This window comes from Larkinella insperata (assembly GCF_026248825.1).
In the GTDB taxonomy this organism is placed as follows: Bacteria; Bacteroidota; Bacteroidia; order Cytophagales; family Spirosomataceae; genus Larkinella; species Larkinella insperata.
In genome coordinates this window covers 2,679,517-2,696,208 of the sequence record NZ_CP110973.1, presented here as the reverse complement: position 1 = coordinate 2,696,208, position 16,692 = coordinate 2,679,517, and the positions used below count along the sequence as shown (strand labels likewise).

Genomic DNA, 16,692 nt, shown 5'->3' with positions numbered 1-16,692 from the left:
ATCAATTCAGAAAAAGCGGGCTTTATAGCCCGCTTTTTTGTTTTCCCGGGATGCGCAACGAAAGGCACCTGTTTCGGCGTCTCATTGAATAGATTTCCGGCACAAATTATCGGATTGCCTGCCTTTTTTGAACAAACTTAAAGTAACTTAGGTAACTGAAATACAGGGAGTTTTTTGCGTTCGGGTGCTTTCACGAAAACTAATCCGTTATGAAACGATTTCTCACGCTTCTGCTGGTCCTTACGGCGATGGCTGCCCGGGCTAATTCCATCCTGATTCCGATGGATGATCGCCAGAAAAACCACCTCAAATCATACGGTATTGCCTATTTTGTACTTAAATCCGGCCTGGAGCTTGACTGGCTGCTCAATTACCGCGGTGGCAGCTTCCTGATCAAACAAAGCCCGGCCGTCGAAACAGAATGCCGGGTACGGGGTATTTCCTTTGAAATCATCTCCGATGCAGAAGCCAATGACATCCAGCGCCAGATTGCCAACCCGGACCTGAACATGGCGTCGGTCAAGCTGGTCACGGCGGCCAAGATCGTGGTGTATTCACCCATCAAGGTCAGCCCGTCGGAATTCGAAAATACGGATGCGGTTCTTCTGGTGCTGAAATACGCCGAAATACCGTTTGAGGTGGTATACGACGAAGAAATTCTGAAAGGCGAACTGGTTAAGTACGACTGGCTGCACCTGCACCACGAAGATTTTACGGGTCAATACGGCCGCAACACGCGCCGAATGTCAACGGAAGATATTAAAGCTCAGGAAGACATTGCCCGAAAATTCAATTTCCCGAAAGTATCGCAGATGAAACTGGCGGTGGCGAAGAAAATCCGGGATTTCTGCGCCGGGGGCGGTTACTTGTTCGCCATGTGCTCGGGTGCCGAAACCTTCGACATTGCGCTGGCGGCTGAGGGCGTTGATATTGTCGGCAACACCTACGACGGCGACGGCATCGACCCGAACGCCCAATCAAAGCTTGATTTCAGCAAAACCGTTGCCTTCCAGAACTTCACGCTGGAACTCGACAACGGCTACGGCGGCATGGCGTTTTCCGACATCAACAGTTCGGCGGGGCGGTTTGGGGGCTGGGACCAGCCGTCGGGCTATTTTAGCCTGTTTAATTTTTCGGCCAAATGGGATATGATTCCCGCCATGCTCGTGCAGAACCACGAATCAAACATTAAGGAGTTTCACGGCCAGACCACCGCTTTCCGCAAAAATACCGTCAAGCCAAACGTGCTCGTGATGGGTACCAGCCCCAGTTCCGACCGGTACATTTACGGCGAGTGCGGCATCGGTCAATGGACGTTCTACGGCGGCCACGACCCCGAAGGCACCCGGGGCGGGGGCTGGAAGATGGCAACCGACCTTAATCTGCATCCCAATTCACCCGGTTACCGTCTGATTCTGAACAACGTCCTGTTCCCGTCGGCCAAGAAGAAAAAGCGGAAAACGTAATTGCTGAAATCCGTGCAGGTCCGTTTGACTACAAGTCAAAAGGCGTGCGGGCGTCGCAACGCCCGCACGCCGGTGCTTTTTTATGAATTGGAATTAGAGGCCGATTGGGCCTGACGCAGCAGCGAGGCTTGTTGCAGGGCCGTCTTCAGTTCTTCAATCACAATGGGTTTGGAAATGTAATCATCCATACCGGCGCGCAGGCACTCGTCCCGGTCTTCGGCCATGGCGTTGGCGGTCATCGCAATAATCGTGGGTTGCGGCCCCGGCTGTTGCCGAATCCAGGCCGTGGCCTCCAGACCGTTCATTTCCGGCATTTGCACGTCCATCAGAATCACTTCGTAAAACCGTCGCTGCACAAGCTCCAGCACCTCGACGCCGTTCTGGGCCAGGTGGGGCTGATACCCCAACCGCCCCAAAACATTCAGGGCCAGTTTTTGATTGGCCGGGTAATCCTCCGCAATCAGGATTTGCAGCGGGTACTCCCGGGAAAACGCTTCGGTCAGGGCCTGATTTCCGGGCTTCGTGGAAACCGCCTGCAAATCGACCGACTGCTTTAATTGTTTTTGCACCACATCAAAAAGCTGTTGCTGCTTAACCGGCTTGGTCAATACCGCCGAGAAAAGCTCCGGGTATGCCTTACGGTTTTCTTCCCCAATGGAACTCAGCAAGATAATGGGAAGGGTAAGGTTGCGGCTGCGAAGGCTACGCGCCAGTTGCACTCCGTTCATTTCCGGCATCTGCATGTCGGTCAGCACCAGGTGGAAGGGGGCTTCCTGCGTCATGATGGCCAATGCCTGTTTGCCCGACGATGCCGCTACGACTGTCAGTTTCCACTGCTCGAGGTGCGCTTTCAGCATGGTCAGGTTTGTGGGATTATCGTCAACGATCAGAACCCGCTTTCCGTCGTTTTCACCGGTATTGAAGAATACATACTGCCGCTGCGCCTGTTGGCTGATGGGACACTGAATGGTGAAGGTAAACGTCGTTCCCCGGCCAATCTGGCTCTCGACCGAAATTACCCCGCCCATCAGTTTGACCAGCCGTTCGCTGATGGCCAGCCCCAGCCCCGTACCCCCGTAGCGCCGGGTCATGGATGAATCGACCTGCGAAAAAGCCTTGAAAAGCCGTTGCAGTTTGTCGTCCGGAATCCCGATGCCGGTATCCCGCACCCGAAACACCAGCTCCAGGGTTTCATCACTGAAGCGCCGTTGGACCCCAATGCTGACAAAAACCTCGCCCCGTTCCGTGAACTTGATGGCATTACCGACGAGGTTGATCAGGATCTGACGGAGCCGCAGGGCATCGCCGACGATCTGCGTTGGCACCTGATGCTCAATTTCATAGACCAGATCGAGCTCCATTTCGGCGGCTTTGCTGGCAAAAAGATCGAGCACGTCTTCGATGCAATGCCGCAGATCGACGTCCTGCTGCTCCAGTTCCATGCTCCCGGATTCAATTTTGGAAAAATCCAGGATGTCGTTGATCACTCCCAGCAGGTTCGTACCGCACTGGTGAATGGTATCAACGTATTCATGCTGCTCTTCGGACAGGTTGGTTTCCTGCAACAGATAGGTCATGCCCAGCACCCCGTTCATCGGTGTCCGGATTTCGTGGCTCATCGTAGCCAGAAAGACGCTCTTGGCCTGATTGGCCTTCTCGGCTTCTTCCCGCGCCAGTCGTTCCTGGGTTCGCTGGTCGTGAATTTCTTCCACCAGCGTCTGTAAATGTTCCGACTGGGCCTGTAACTCTTCCTTCTGGTGAAGAACCTCGGCGGTACGTTCATTCACGACTTTTTCCAGGACTTTTTTCTGCGCTTCAATGGACCGAATCCGCAACCGGTACAGCAAGTAGGCAATCAGCAGCGACGACAGTACCAGCCCCGTCCGAAACCACCAGGTGTGCCATAAAGGGGGCGTAATCGTGATCCGCAGGGTGGTTCCCTGCTCGTTCCAGATCCCATCGTTGTTGGAAGCTTTTACCCGAAAAACGTACTCACCCGGGTCCAGGTTGGTGTACGTAGCCATCCGGGTATTTCCCACGTAATTCCATTCGTTCTCAAAGCCTTCCAGCTTGTAGGCATACTGATTTTTTTCCGGCAACGAATAATTGAGGGCCGCAAACTTCAACGAAAAGGTTGACTGCCAGTATTCAAGGGTAATCTCGGCGGTTTCATCAATGCTTTTTCGGAGCGGAGAATACGGCGCTCCGATGACAACAGGCTGGTTAAAAAGCTGGAAGTCAGTAACAAAAACAGGTGGAAGGTTCGGGTTGTCGCGTAACTCGTCGGGGTAAAAAATATTCAACCCGTTGGTGCCGCCAAAGAAAAGCTCCCCATCGCGCCCCACAAAGACCGCATCCCGGCTGAACGAACTCCCCTGCAACCCGTCGCTAACCCCGTAATTCCGGAATGTTTTCGAGCGCAGATTGAACCGGGAAAGTCCTTTGTTGGTGCTGATCCAGAGATTTTTGTACTTATCTTCAGCGATGGCCTGTATAACATCGTTTGGCAGGCCGTCCGGCTGACGGAAAACGGTAAACTGATTCGTCCTGGCGTCAAACCGATTCAATCCGCTGTCGGTACCGACCCACAACGTGCCGTTGCTATCTTCATAAATGCTATTGACCAGATTACTGCTTATTCTACCCGGGCTTTTCCGGTCATTCCAGTAAACCGTAAACTGATTCCGGAGGGGGTCAAACCGGTTTAACCCGCCCTGCGTGCCGATCCAGATCATGCCGTTGCGGTCGCAGTATAACGAACGAACATACCCGTCGTTCAAGCTACCCTTTTGATCCAGATTGGGCCGGAAGTGGGTAAACGTGCCTGTTTTTTTATCGTACCGGCTGACCCCGGCCCCGAGCGTGCCCAGCCACAGATTACCCTGCTGGTCTTCAACGATGGTGTAAATGCTCTCGTTGCTAAGACCTTTTGCATCATCTGTTTTTGCGAAGTTCAAGAAATCGTCCGTTTCTTTTCGCCACAGGCTCAATCCGCCCTTGTAGTTACCGGCCCAGATGTTGTGGTCACGATCTTCGTAAACACACAGGACAAAGTCGCTGCCAATGCTGTTCGGATCGTCGGCCCGGTGTACATACCGGCGGTTTTGCTGGGTTTTGCGCTGCAGACGATTTAGTCCTCCGCCGTCCGTTCCCATCCAGACTTGCCCGTCCTGATCTTCAAGTACGGAAAGAATATTATTGTTGTTCAGACCGTTGCTGTTGTCTTTTTCCTTCCGGTAGACCTCAAACTTTGGAGGGTTCCGGTCGTAAAAATTAATTCCTCCGCTGTAGGTTCCTACCCACATATTGCCCCACCGGTCGCGGCACATGGCGTAAATAGAGCCATTGTTAAGCCCTTCGGTGTTGTTGGGGTCGTACGGGTTGCGGGTAACCGTTGTACGGCTTTTGTTTAACAGACTGATACCACCGTTTCGCGTACCGATCCACAAATTCCCGGCCTGATCTTCCGCCAGCGAAATGACATCGTTGTGGCCGATGGTATTTGCGTTGGTTTCGCTGTATTGAAACTGAGTAAAGGTTTGCTGATCTGTATTCAGTAAATTCAGCCCACCCCCTTCGGTTCCGATCCAGATTCGCTTTTGAGAATCTTCGAAAAGCGTCATTGCGTTGGTGTAACTCAAGGAAGTCTGATCGGCCGGATTATGCACAAAATGCCGAAACGTCTGGGTGGCCGCATCGAGCAGGTCCAGCCCCGCGCCCGTAGCGACCCAGACCCGCCCCTTCGAGTCAACCCGGAGGTCATTCACAAAATCGTTTCCAAGGCTGCCGAATTTCGCCGAATCGTGCGTAAAATGCGCAAACGTCCGGCTGACCGGATCGAAGCGGTTGAGCCCTCCACCGGCGGTTCCGACCCACAGGTAGCCCTGCCGGTCCTCCGCAATGGACGTCACCTGATTGTGGCTGATGCTTTTTAAATTAGACGCTGAGCGCTGGTAATTGACAAACGTTTCGGTCTCCCGATTAAACAAACTCAGCCCCCCGTCTTCGGTACCCACCCACAAACGCCCTTTCCGATCTTCGTACAACGCCCGGATAAAACTGTGGCTCAGGCTGGTAGAGTTTTTGGGATTGTTCCGGTACACGGTGAAGCTATACCCATCAAACCGATTCAAACCGTCCTGCGTGCCAAACCACATAAAGCCCCGCTTATCCTGCAAAATACACGTTACGTTGCTCTGCGAAAGCCCCTCATCGGCTGTGATGTGCTTAAACCGGATCGGCGTTGCCTGAGCGATAAACGGCCGAATCAGCAACGGGACTAGCAGCAGCAGGATTTTTGATACGTTCATAAGAAACCCGCCGAGCGGTACAGTGAGAGAAATCGATTCTGATTATATTCTAATTACATCTGGCAATTAGGATATTATATCAAAAACCGTGCGTAAAATTTCACCGTCGAAACTCGATTTTAGCCGTATTTGCCGCAGGACGGTCCAATAGAAAATTTTAAGCCTTTGCCCGGGTTGTTATCCTTTATTGGGCTGCTGCAGAAGCCGACAGGCAAAGCTGTTTTTACGAAGCGGGAGGGACTGGACCGGATGACCAATTGAGTGGTTTGGCGGCTTTGACCGGATTAGACTGGTCTGGCGGAGCAGCAGTTGAGGGGAAATTGGTGAACCGCCCGCATTCTACATAGCCTGGCGCCCTGCGTTGACAACGGCCGGAACCGCTGACTGACGCAGGGCGCCACAAAATAATTCATCTGAAACGGGTTTCGACCCGAGCTAACCAAGTCGGTTGCTCAGCTACCGAGCCGTCTGAATTAGAACATGGGGCTGTCGCTCAGGTTATAAATTTCCTTGATGGCCTCAAGTTTCTCCTGGAAGTTGATTTTAAGATCGATCAATTTGCCGGTATTAATATCAAACACCCAGCCGTGTACGATCAACCCCCGATCGCGGAAAGCCTCCTGAACAGCCGCCGTTTTGATCAGGTTCACGCATTGTTCTTCTACGTTCAGTTCCACCAGCCGATTATACCGCGCGTTAATATCTTCAATGGCGTTCAGTTCGTCTTTGTGCAGACGGTATACATCCCGGATATTCCGCAGCCAGGGATTCAGGATGCCCATATCGACCGGTTGCATGGCGGCTTTAACGCCCCCGCAATTGTAGTGACCACATACTACAACATGGTTAACCTTAAGGTGCCGGATGGCGTAATTTACTACCGACATGACGTTCAAATCGACGTTGTTAACCAGGTTGGCGACGTTGCGGTGCACAAATACATCACCCGGCTGAACACCCATCAGGTCTTCGGCCGTAACGCGGCTATCGGAGCAGCCAATGTACAGAAATTCAGGCCGTTGCCCCTGCGCTAGCTCATTGAAATAGTTCGTATTGATGGCTAGTTTCTCAGCCACCCATTTTTCGTTGTTCTGAAAGATTGTCTCGATCTTCATGGATAGGATTTTAAATGTGAAGTAGACCGTCGCGGGGTTAATGGCAAACCGTCCTGCCGGCCGCCCAAGTTCTCAAAAATAGCATTACAAAAAAAGCAAAAGCTCCGACCGTATTCAGAATACCGTCGGAGCCAGCCATCCGGTTGTTGTTACCGAAGCCAAAACTCATCCTCCTGAGCAAGATTGTCAGAAAACACTACTGCCCGGGTAATCTGTCCACTCTCAACTGTGTAGACGTCAATATTGTTAACATCCAAGACAACACCGGTCGGTTTGACGGCTTTCCAGCGGACCAGGCAGGCTACCGCGTTGCCGTTTACGGCGGTTACGTTCACATCCGTCAGAGCCAGCGTACCGGCCGACACTTCCAGCATGCCACCCACCATCTGAAAAACTTCCGCGCTCGACTTTTTGGTGCCCGAAAATCGGTTGTTGCCCGGCTGGCTCCATTCGATATTCGGGTGCAGCGAAGCGGCTACTGTGGCACTATCTCCTGTTTGGACGGCGGTCAAAAACTCGGTGACGATCTGTACGGTTTGCTTTTCCATCGGTTCTGGTTTTTGCTGCCCGGCCAGGCTGTTGAAGGCCAGAAGCAGGGCAAGTGTGATTGTTTTCATCCCTTTTTTGACAAAGGTAGCGGGCCAGCAGCGCGAAGCGGGTACCCAAACACGCCAACCACTTACCCTTTCACGACACGCAAAAACGCCTTTGCAAAAACCGTTACTGGGCGGCAGCGGCTTCGTCAATCAACCGCTGCAACTTCAGATCAAGGCTGGAATGGTCGGGAAGGGTAATCTGAAAAACCTCCTCCAGAACGGCCCGGATTTCGGCAACGCTGGTGAGTTCGCGTTGCTCGGATTCGCCCCCGAGGTGATGGGTAGTAAAAACGGTATTGCGCAGGCCGTACCGGCGGTCGGCAGTGGAACGGGCCACGGCCAGATTATTCAGAAAATACGAATCGGGATGATGACACAAATACCAGCTAAACATCTCATAATCCGGCGACTGGTGTTCGCGCAACGTAAAGCAGTACAACGACCGCCACTCGTCCTTCACGTTAGCCTGTAAATGCAGTTCCTCATTCCTCTCGATGAGCCGAAACGGCTCATGGGGTGTTTTCTGCACTGCATTTAGTTCCAGCTTTATGGGTCCTGTGGGCGACAAACCACCGAACCCGACATCGGCCAGATACCACGCGTCGCCCACCTGCACGTTCAGCAGCTTGTGGCTGATCGCTTTGACCACCCCATCCGGTACGTTCCATAAAATCCGGGCAGCCAGGCCCCGCACCCGGAACCCCAGGGCTTTCAGCACATGACTAAGCAATTGATTTTGCTCGAAACAATAACCGCCCCGGCCATTTTGCACCATTTTTTGCTGCAATGAACCGAGGTCCAGCAAAACCGGAATACCGAGCAATGGATTGAGGTTTTCGAACGGGATGGTGGCCGTATGCAGCCGTTGGATCTCCCGAAGCGCTTCGAGCGTTGGCGTGCGGTCGCCGGTATAGCCGATGCGCCGGAAATAAGCATCGAGATCAAGTTCGGGCCGGTCGGATCCCTTCGCCGGCTCCTGCGTGACTTGTGATACCATAGCGGATGTTCAGAAGTAGAGTTGTATGAAAAAATTGCCGGAGATATTTTTCAGGAATCCTAAAATTTGTGCTTGGCTGCTGACATAGGGCTGTCACGGGTCGGTTGTTTCTTTGTGTTATACAAAACCCCACAGCATCATGGCACACGCATTGGTTGAAAAATCCGAACTGACAGTGGCTTCCTTCGTCACCGACTACGCAAGTTACAATTTGTGGGCTAACCAGCAACTGGTCGACTGGCTGAAAACCAAACCCGTGGCGCTGATGGAGCAAACCGTACCGTCGAGCTACCCCAGCCTGAAACAGACGTTGCTGCACATCTGGGATACCCAACGGTTCTGGCTGTCGGTGTTGCAGCAGGTTCCGGCCCCCACGTCGTTTATCTGGGTCGGTTTTGAGGGAACCGTGGAGGATGTTTTTGAGGGAATTGTTGACCAATCGGTGGAGCTGGCCGATTACCTCCGGTCGCTGACCGAAGCCGAGTTGCAGGAAGATGTGGTTTTTGCCTCACCCTGGGCCCAAGGAATTCGCTCACGGCTTGAGTTTACCCACCACTGCCTGAACCACAGCACCTACCACCGCGGGCAGGTGGTCACGATCGGCCGCAATCTGGGGCTGACGGATGCGCCCATGACGGACTACTGCTTTTATTTTTTGATGAAGTGATCTAGACATAAAGAGGATAGACAAATAAATAAAGACAAGAGAAAAAGAGTATACGGTCTTTGCTCATTTGTCTACCCTCTTTCTTCTTAAGAAAACATGACTCATTCGGATCTGATTCGCTACCGGCTTTACAACCAGCAACTGGCGCAGCCAACGCTGACCACGCCCGCCGAGATGGTCGCCTGGTTTGGAGCGGTTCAGGCGCAGGATTTTCCCGCCGGCAAATGGGCACTCGGCAACCGGCTACCCGCCGGCACGGATGCAGACATCGAACTGGCCATCGCCGACCGAACCATCATCCGCACCTGGCCGATGCGCGGCACACTGCATTTTGTGGCGGCTTCCGACATCCATTGGCTGCTGGACCTGATTCATCCGCGTTCGCACGCTGCGTATGCCGGTTACCTGCGCCGACATGAACTGGATGAAACCGTGATTACGAAAAGTCACGCGGTACTGGAGAAAGCCTTAACGGGCGACAACCAGTTAAAACGCAGCGAGTTAAAGGCGCTGCTCGAAGAAGCCGGGGTTCCGACTGACGAAAACCGGCTAGGCCTTCTGCTCGGCCGGGCCTCCTACGACCGGCTCATTTGCCACGGCGTTCGGCGCGACAAGGAATTTACGTTTGCTTTGCTGGACGAATGGGTGCCCCGCCCAAAAACATTACCGCGCGAGGAAGCCCTGGCCGAACTGACCCGACGGTATTTTACCAGCCACGGTCCGGCCACCCTGGCGGATTTTAGCTGGTGGTCGAGCCTGACCCTGACCGAAGGCAAAGCCGGTATTGAGCTGGTCAAAGCCTATTTTCGGTCGGAAGTAGTTGACGGACAAACCTACTGGATGCCGCCATCGCTGCCCGATTTGGGCATTTCCGAACCGACGGCCTTTCTGCTGCCGGTTTATGACGAATACCTGGTGGCTTACAAAGATCGCTCAGCCGCCTTTGAGGGGCTGGATTCGGCGCAGGTTGCCAAAGCCGGAAACGGGATTTTCAGCCCGGTGATCGTGATTGACGGGCGGGTGGTGGGTACCTGGAACCGGAAGAAAACAAAGCAGACGGTTTTGGTAGAAACCAATTTGTTTGTTTCACTCAGCAGCGCGCAGCAGCGGGCCTTATCAGCCGCAATTGACCGATACCAGGCGTTTTTAAACGTATTGTGATTGAATTTATTTTTTAGCTCACGGTTTAAACCGTGGGCTGATAATTTCGTTTACTTCTCGTCCGGTTTCCGGGAAATACAAAACCGGTGCCAGCCGTTTTCTTCTTCGTAGCGTATGCGCAGGCCGTAATTTTCGCAAATTTCCTTAATAATGGCCAGGCCCAGCCCGACCGAATCCGGCCCGGTACCTGCTTTCTTGAACCGTTCAAACAAGCGCTCCGGGTCCGTCGTGAGCGGACTGCCGGTATTGCCAAGCCACAGCTGATTTCCGTCCGAAACCAACTCCAGCCGTCCATCCGGGTAGTTGTGCTTGATGGCGTTGTTGACCAGATTCATCACCAGACTTTCGGCCAGCGGCATTGGCAGTTGCACGGCAAACGGGGTGCGGTGCTGAATCTGAACCGAAAGCCGTTTATGGTGTAAAACCTCTTCCATATCGTCCAGTTTCTCAGTCAGCAAAGCCGTCAGGTCGATGGTTTGGTTGCCGGTAAACTGCTGATTCTCAATTTTTGCCAGCAGCAATAAACCCTGATTCAGCCGGGCCATACGCCGGGAAGCCTGGTAAATATCTTCGATCCAGCGGGTCTGGGTTTCGGTCAGCTTCTCGGATTGGATGAGTTGCTCCACTTTGGCGTTAATCAGCGCCAGCGGGGTCTGAATTTCGTGGGAGGCATTTTCGGTAAATTCCTTCAGGCTGCGGTAATCCTGCTGCATTTTGTCGCCCATCTTGCGCAGCACCTCGTTTAATTCGCGAAACTCGTTAATCTCCGGCTTGTCCAGTTGCAGGGGCGTTGCACTCGCCAGGTTGAAGCGTTTGATGCGGGCCAGGGTTTCGTAAAACGGATGCCAGAGCCGCCCCGACAGCTTGCCCTGAAACCAGAACGTGCCCAGCAACAGCAGCCCCAGACAGGCCGCCATCGTCACCGTAATCACTTCAATGAGCTGGTACGACTGAATCAGTGACTTCCGGATGGCCACCCGGTGCATTTTCCCCTGAATGGGCGTGTAGAACGTGAGTTGCCGAAACGGCATCGGCTCGCTGTCATACCGGTTGCGAATCAGCGTGTCGCTGAACGTTTCCTTCCGCTGCGAATGGACACCCACCGGATCGACGTCAATCTTGTTTTCGACAAAATACGTGGTATCCGACCAGCTCTTGTGAGTTTTGATATACCCTTCAAAGTCAAGCCGTTCCACACGCAACCGACTTTCCACTTCCTTATAAATCAGAAACCGGACGACCTGATAGAAGGCCAGCCCGGCGAAGAGGTAGACTGCCAGCGAAAAAGCCAGGTAGATTTGATTGGTTTTAGTCAGTAGTTTCAAGATTCTCCAAATTTGTACCCGATTCCGTATACCGAGCGCAGGTAGTCCGACCCGCCTTTTTCCAGCAGCTTCCGGCGCAGGTTTTTAATGTGCGAATACACCATATCCAGCGAATCGGCCGAGTCGATGTTGTCGCCCCACAAATGCTCGGCAATGGAAACTTTGGTCAGCACTACGTCGATGTTCGACAGAAAATACAGCAGCAGATCGTATTCTTTCCGGGACAAAACCGTCAGTTGGCCATTGATGTACACTTTCCGGGCCGACGGATTAACCACAATCTCTTTGAACCGGATTTCGGTATGGCCGCCAAAATTCCGCCGTCGGATCAGCGACTTCACCCGGGCGTTCAGCTCCGAGAGGTGAAACGGTTTGGTCAGGTAATCATCCGAACCGATTTCCAGTCCGCGAATCTTGTCTTCCAGCGCGTTGCGGGCCGAAATGATGATGACGCCGGTGGTCGCCAGTAGCTTTTTCAACGTCTGGATAATCTGAAACCCGTCGCCGTCGGGCAGCGTCAGGTCCACGATCACGCAGTCGTAATCATAGAGATAAATTCGCTCATCGGCTTCCCGGAACGTGCTCGCCGTTTCGCAAAGATACCCCTCCTTGCTCATGTAATCGGTGATGCTCTCGGCCAGCCCTTTTTCATCTTCTACCACCAGTACTTTCATGCGTCATCAGCTTTTAAAAGCCGTCAAGGTAAACGCCAATGTTGGAAAGATTTGGGAGGTTTTCAGCTTTCCAAATTTTCCCCCGCCCATCCTGCCAACGGTATCACCCTGATTACTAACTCATGACAAAACAAAAACGGCGGCCGAATTGAACCATTCGGCCGCCGTTTTAATCAGGATTTAATTGGTTACGCCAGGGTAGCGTCCACGCTAATGGTGGTGTTGAACAGTTTCGAAATCGGGCAGTTGTGCTCGGCATGGTCAACCAGTTCATCAAATTTTGCCTGATCCAGTCCCGGCACGCCCGCTTTCAGCGTCAGCTTCGAGCTTGTGATTCCGCCGTCTTCCAGCGTCACGGCGCAGCTTACGTCCAGCGAATCGGCGGCAAAACCGGCCTGCTGAATGTTGAAGGCCAGCTGCATGGCGAAGCAGCCCGCATGGGCGGCCGCCACCAGTTCTTCGGGGTTGGTGCCGATGCCGTCGGCAAAGCGGGTATTAAACGAATATTGCGTCTGATTCAGAACGGTACTGGCGGTGGTCAGGGTTCCTTTTCCATCTTTTCCGGTTCCGGCCCAGTGTGCGGAGGCATTGCGTGTGATTTTCATGGCGGTTCTGATTTGAAGTAGTTCGTGAATTATTTTCGATGGTTCAAAGGTAACCGACGGTTTTCGGACGCTTTTTCACCTAGGTTAAAAAGCGTCCGACGCACCCCAATTTTTTGCGACGCGTGCAAGGAACTTGTTGGCGGGCAATCCCATTTTAAAGAAGATGATTTCGTCGAAACAAGCCATTTTATACCATCATCTTCAGCAGTTTGCCGGTATTTCGGAAGCCGACTGGCAACTGGCCCGGGAGTTCTGGCACGTCCGGACGATGGCCCGGCACGACTATTTCAATTTTCAGAATTCGGTCTGTCGGCAGGTGGGCTTTATCCTAAAGGGGCTCTTTCGGGTGTATTATGTGGACCCCAAAACCGAGCAGGAGCACAACCTCTACTTCATTCCGGAACACGCTTTTCTGACTTCGTTGAAAGGATTACTGACGCAAATGACCTGCCCGTACCTCATCGAAGCCCTGGAGGATGCGGAGCTGATGGTGATTGACCGCGACCATCTGCAACTTCTATACGTGCAGTCGCACGGCTGGGAGCGTTTCGGACGGTTGCTGGCCGAGCAGTACTTCATGTTCAACCAGAGCCGGTCGGAAAGTTTACTGACGCGGAGCGCCGAGGAACGCTACACGGATTTGCTGGACGCCTTCCCGAACATTCTGAACCGGGTTTCGCTGGGTCACATCTCTTCTTACTTGGGCATCAAAGGCCCCTCCCTGAGCCGCATCCGGGCGCAGGTGGCCCGGCGGTGATCCCTGATGCCATCCGGAAGGATTGAGGTCGCCCGATTCAGCGGTGGTTCGTTCCACTTCATCCCGCACTAACCGCAGTCCAGGCTTTTATGAGTTTTGAGCCGATGATTCAGGAGATAATTTGCCTCATTAACTCGTAAAAACAACAATGCTACTGAATCATCTGCTGAAAACGGCTGCGCTGCTGAGCGCAGTGCTGCTTACCTCCTGCCAAAAAGAGGCAACTGAAGCGATCACACCTGGTAAACAGGTTACCGTCTTTGAGCACGGAGCGGTCATTGGAGCGGCCACAACAAAAACCATCGGTGCCGAAGGAGGAACTCTGGCGACGGCCGATGGCCGCGTTGCCTTGACCATTCCGGCCGGAGCCGTTGCCAAAGCAACGGAATTTTCGATCCAGCCCGTTGAAAACACCCTGCCCGGCGCCCGCTCCGAATCGTTCCGGCTGCTGCCCGAAGGAACGACGTTTGCAAAACCGCTGACGCTCCGCCTTTCGTATGCGAATCTTCCGCTGGAAGGCACCGTGCCGGAAGCCCTGTTTCTGGCTTACCAGAACGCCAGTGGCCAGTACCGGCTGGTTACGAAAACCACGCTTAATACGACTGAAAAAACGCTGACGGTGACAACCACCCACTTCAGTGATTGGCAGGTTTGCGAATACTATCGCGTGGTGGCCGACCGAACGACGCTGAAAGCCGGGGAAAAGGCGCTTCTGAAATTGCAGCAGATTGGAAACCTGGAGATTATTGACGGGGTAGAGATTGGCTTAGTGGATAGTGTCTGGAAAGATTACCCGGGCAAAGATGGGGAGAAAATGACCTGGGAGCTAGACGGCGAAGGAAAGCTGGCACCCGCCGGAACGGTCTGTACGTATACGGCCCCCAACCAAACACCCGCCAAGAACCCGGTCTTTGTTAACTTTACGTTTTCTAATTTTCAGTATGATACAGACCCTGCCACGGGCGAAATTACGGGCCGGAGTCCTATGAAGATGATCTTTCCTGTTCCGATTGAAATCGTGACGGAACAATACCTAAAATTTACGTTTGACGACCAAACCTTTGACATCAACGGCGATTGTGCAACAGGCTGTATTACTGGCGAGTTTGACGGCAAATTTTTCCTCCGCGCCACCGCCCCCAATCGCCGGGTGCTGGACATTACCATCAAGGATTTTCCTGGTAGAAAGGGTCAATATGTTTTTGACAAGGATCTGGCGGCTCTTGAATTCAGCATGGGGCCCGGTTCAAAGGTTTATGCCGCCATGTATTCCGGTTGCCAATCCCCTTACAACACCGTCAACTCAGACGGCGCCATTCAGATTACTCAATGGGCCGCGAAACCCGGTGAATACGTAGAAGGTAATTTCAAGACCATTTTATACCCAAACGGCGAATGTGGCCAGGGCGGAAAAGCAATCACCTGTAAATTTCGCGTGAAACGACTTCGTTAAAAATAGGAAAGCATCGGTTTAAGGAGACTTTCCCAAATGTTTCCAGAATTGAACGATTGTTTTGTGGAATAATTGGTCGCGATTCTTACCAGAACCAACCCATTTATTCCGATGACACACGCTTCGTTTTTTAGTGGTAAGCCTCATAGGAAAGCCGCTGCTTCACCGAACGCCCGCCAGTACCGTCAAAAGGTGTTGGCGGTGCTCCTATGTATAACCAACCTTTGGTTTGCCGACGCCCGGGCGCAAACGCTGACCTTAACGCAGGCCATTGACCAGGGCACGCAGGCGTATCCGTTTTTAAAGTCCAAGCAGGCCGAAATCAAAAGCGCTGAAAAACGGGTTCAGGCCAGCCGAACGGAGTTCCTGCCCAGCATGATCGTTCAGGATCAGTACACCTACGCCACCAGCAACGCCCTGAACGGTTCGTTTTTCCCCAACGAAGGAACGGCCATCTCTACGTCCGGCGGCATTCGGCCCGACAACATTTACCAGGGCACCACCGGCAGCTTCGTCAGCGCCGTCATCGACTGGCGGATCATCAACTTCGGGCGGGTGAAGGCCAACGTCAAAGCCGCCGAAGCGGATCACCACCGGTCGCAGTCGGACTATGAAAACGAACTGTTTCAGCACCAGGTCCGGATCATCGACGCTTACCTGACGCTCCTGGTGGGCCAGAAGCTCGTGGATGTGCAGCGCGCGAACTTCGAACGGGCGCAGACGTTCAAAAACGTGGTCGATGCGGGCGTTAAATCCGGTATGCGGGCGGGCGTTGATAGCTCGCTGGCCACTGCCGAAGCCGTTCGCGCCCGGCTGCAACTGCTGGAAAGTGAGCAGCGCGAACAGGTGCAGCGGCTGCGGCTGTCGGAACTCGTCGGCCAGGTGCAGACCGATCTGCGGGTCGATAGCATGCGGTTTTACACGACGCTGCCCCAAACCCGTTTTGAATCCGATTCCATTTCCCCGAAAAACCCGGTTCTGCGGCTTTTCCAATCGCAAATGGATTTATCATCCGCCCGGAGCACGGCCTTGCAACGGTCCATGCTGCCCTCCATTTCGCTCGTCGGAGCGGGTTGGGCGCGGGGTTCGGGATTCACCAACGCCGACGAATCGTTCCGCATGGATTTCAACCGGGGCCTGGGTTATCAAGCCACGAATTACTTATTCGGTGTGGTGGCCCGCTGGAACCTGACCAACACCCTGCGGCTCAAGCACGATTACCGCAGTGAGCAGTTTCAGGTCGAGCGGTTCCGGCAACTCTACAACGACCAGCAACTGCGCATAACCCGCCAAAACCGGGAAGCCGAAACCCAGCTTTCGGTTGGTCTGGAACAGGCCCGGCAGGCTCCCGTTCAGCTCCGGGCGGCCCGGCAGGCCTACAATCAGGCCCAGGCCCGCTACCAGAACGGTCTGGCCGATCTGCCCACGCTCCTGCAAAGTTTTGTCACCCTCAACCGGGCCGAAACCGATGGCTACGTTGCCACCAGCAACGTCTGGCGTTTTCTGCTCCTGAAGGCTGCGGCCGAGGGCGACCTGTCGATCTTCATGAACCAGCTTAACTAGTCT

Annotated in this window: 13 protein-coding genes; 6 read left to right on the top strand and 7 right to left on the bottom strand. The window is 53.6% G+C overall.

The genetic code is table 11. The features are described from left to right. The first annotated feature begins 209 nt into the window (after positions 1–209). The gene (locus OQ371_RS10895) at positions 210–1,466 is read left to right on the top strand and encodes an asparagine synthetase B (RefSeq protein ID WP_265993793.1); all 1,257 of its coding nucleotides are present in this window, start codon (positions 210–212) and stop codon (positions 1,464–1,466) included. Between the two features lie 80 nt (positions 1,467–1,546). On the opposite strand, the gene OQ371_RS10890 is transcribed toward OQ371_RS10895, so the two are convergent. The 4 genes from OQ371_RS10890 to OQ371_RS10875 all read right to left on the bottom strand — a co-directional run bounded on the left by OQ371_RS10890 (position 1,547) and on the right by OQ371_RS10875 (position 8,484). After that, entirely contained in the window at positions 1,547–5,776 is a 4,230-nt protein-coding gene (locus tag OQ371_RS10890) for a hybrid sensor histidine kinase/response regulator (RefSeq protein ID WP_265993792.1), read from the bottom strand. Positions 5,777–6,249: 473 nt separating this feature from the next. Then, positions 6,250–6,891, bottom strand: coding sequence for a carbonic anhydrase (locus OQ371_RS10885; protein ID WP_265993791.1), 642 nt, complete (start codon positions 6,889–6,891; stop codon positions 6,250–6,252). Between the two features lie 149 nt (positions 6,892–7,040). Beyond that, on the bottom strand, positions 7,041–7,508 hold the full coding sequence (locus OQ371_RS10880) for a nuclear transport factor 2 family protein (protein ID WP_265993790.1): 468 nt from the start codon (positions 7,506–7,508) through the stop codon (positions 7,041–7,043). A gap of 103 nt (positions 7,509–7,611) precedes the next feature. Beyond that, complete coding sequence (locus OQ371_RS10875; RefSeq protein ID WP_265993789.1) at positions 7,612–8,484, bottom strand: arylamine N-acetyltransferase family protein; 873 nt, start codon at positions 8,482–8,484, stop codon at positions 7,612–7,614. A gap of 139 nt (positions 8,485–8,623) precedes the next feature. Between OQ371_RS10875 and OQ371_RS10870 the strand changes: the two genes are divergently transcribed. Next, a complete protein-coding gene (locus tag OQ371_RS10870; protein ID WP_265993788.1) occupies positions 8,624–9,151 on the top strand; it encodes a DinB family protein in 528 nt (175 codons plus the stop codon). Between the two features lie 96 nt (positions 9,152–9,247). Then, positions 9,248–10,312, top strand: a complete 1,065-nt coding sequence (locus OQ371_RS10865) for a winged helix DNA-binding domain-containing protein (RefSeq protein ID WP_265993787.1) — start codon at positions 9,248–9,250, stop codon at positions 10,310–10,312. A 50-nt stretch (positions 10,313–10,362) separates the two neighbouring features. Here the strand turns inward: OQ371_RS10865 and OQ371_RS10860 are convergent, their stop codons facing one another. The 3 genes from OQ371_RS10860 to OQ371_RS10850 all read right to left on the bottom strand — a co-directional run bounded on the left by OQ371_RS10860 (position 10,363) and on the right by OQ371_RS10850 (position 12,916). Further along, positions 10,363–11,637, bottom strand: a complete 1,275-nt coding sequence (locus tag OQ371_RS10860) for a sensor histidine kinase (protein WP_265993786.1) — start codon at positions 11,635–11,637, stop codon at positions 10,363–10,365. After that, entirely contained in the window at positions 11,634–12,311 is a 678-nt protein-coding gene (locus OQ371_RS10855; RefSeq protein ID WP_265993785.1) for a response regulator transcription factor, read from the bottom strand. The genes OQ371_RS10860 and OQ371_RS10855 overlap by 4 nt, the downstream gene beginning before the upstream one ends. 188 nt (positions 12,312–12,499) lie before the next feature. Then, positions 12,500–12,916, bottom strand: a complete 417-nt coding sequence (locus OQ371_RS10850) for an OsmC family protein (protein ID WP_265993784.1) — start codon at positions 12,914–12,916, stop codon at positions 12,500–12,502. A gap of 163 nt (positions 12,917–13,079) precedes the next feature. Between OQ371_RS10850 and OQ371_RS10845 the strand changes: the two genes are divergently transcribed. The 3 genes from OQ371_RS10845 to OQ371_RS10835 all read left to right on the top strand — a co-directional run bounded on the left by OQ371_RS10845 (position 13,080) and on the right by OQ371_RS10835 (position 16,689). Next, complete coding sequence (locus OQ371_RS10845; RefSeq protein ID WP_265993783.1) at positions 13,080–13,673, top strand: Crp/Fnr family transcriptional regulator; 594 nt, start codon at positions 13,080–13,082, stop codon at positions 13,671–13,673. A gap of 148 nt (positions 13,674–13,821) precedes the next feature. Further along, positions 13,822–15,126, top strand: a complete 1,305-nt coding sequence (locus OQ371_RS10840) for a hypothetical protein (protein ID WP_265993782.1) — start codon at positions 13,822–13,824, stop codon at positions 15,124–15,126. A 201-nt stretch (positions 15,127–15,327) separates the two neighbouring features. Further along, positions 15,328–16,689, top strand: a complete 1,362-nt coding sequence (locus tag OQ371_RS10835) for a TolC family protein (protein ID WP_265993781.1) — start codon at positions 15,328–15,330, stop codon at positions 16,687–16,689. The last annotated feature ends 3 nt before the right edge of the window (positions 16,690–16,692 follow it).

Coding starts and splice junctions, on each gene's coding strand:
- OQ371_RS10895 (WP_265993793.1), top strand. CDS start 210: ATGAAACGATTTCTCACGCTTCTGCTGGTCCTTACGGCGATGGCTGCC.
- OQ371_RS10890 (WP_265993792.1), bottom strand. CDS start 5,776: ATGAACGTATCAAAAATCCTGCTGCTGCTAGTCCCGTTGCTGATTCGG.
- OQ371_RS10885 (WP_265993791.1), bottom strand. CDS start 6,891: ATGAAGATCGAGACAATCTTTCAGAACAACGAAAAATGGGTGGCTGAG.
- OQ371_RS10880 (WP_265993790.1), bottom strand. CDS start 7,508: ATGAAAACAATCACACTTGCCCTGCTTCTGGCCTTCAACAGCCTGGCC.
- OQ371_RS10875 (WP_265993789.1), bottom strand. CDS start 8,484: ATGGTATCACAAGTCACGCAGGAGCCGGCGAAGGGATCCGACCGGCCC.
- OQ371_RS10870 (WP_265993788.1), top strand. CDS start 8,624: ATGGCACACGCATTGGTTGAAAAATCCGAACTGACAGTGGCTTCCTTC.
- OQ371_RS10865 (WP_265993787.1), top strand. CDS start 9,248: ATGACTCATTCGGATCTGATTCGCTACCGGCTTTACAACCAGCAACTG.
- OQ371_RS10855 (WP_265993785.1), bottom strand. CDS start 12,311: ATGAAAGTACTGGTGGTAGAAGATGAAAAAGGGCTGGCCGAGAGCATC.
- OQ371_RS10850 (WP_265993784.1), bottom strand. CDS start 12,916: ATGAAAATCACACGCAATGCCTCCGCACACTGGGCCGGAACCGGAAAA.
- OQ371_RS10845 (WP_265993783.1), top strand. CDS start 13,080: ATGATTTCGTCGAAACAAGCCATTTTATACCATCATCTTCAGCAGTTT.
- OQ371_RS10840 (WP_265993782.1), top strand. CDS start 13,822: ATGCTACTGAATCATCTGCTGAAAACGGCTGCGCTGCTGAGCGCAGTG.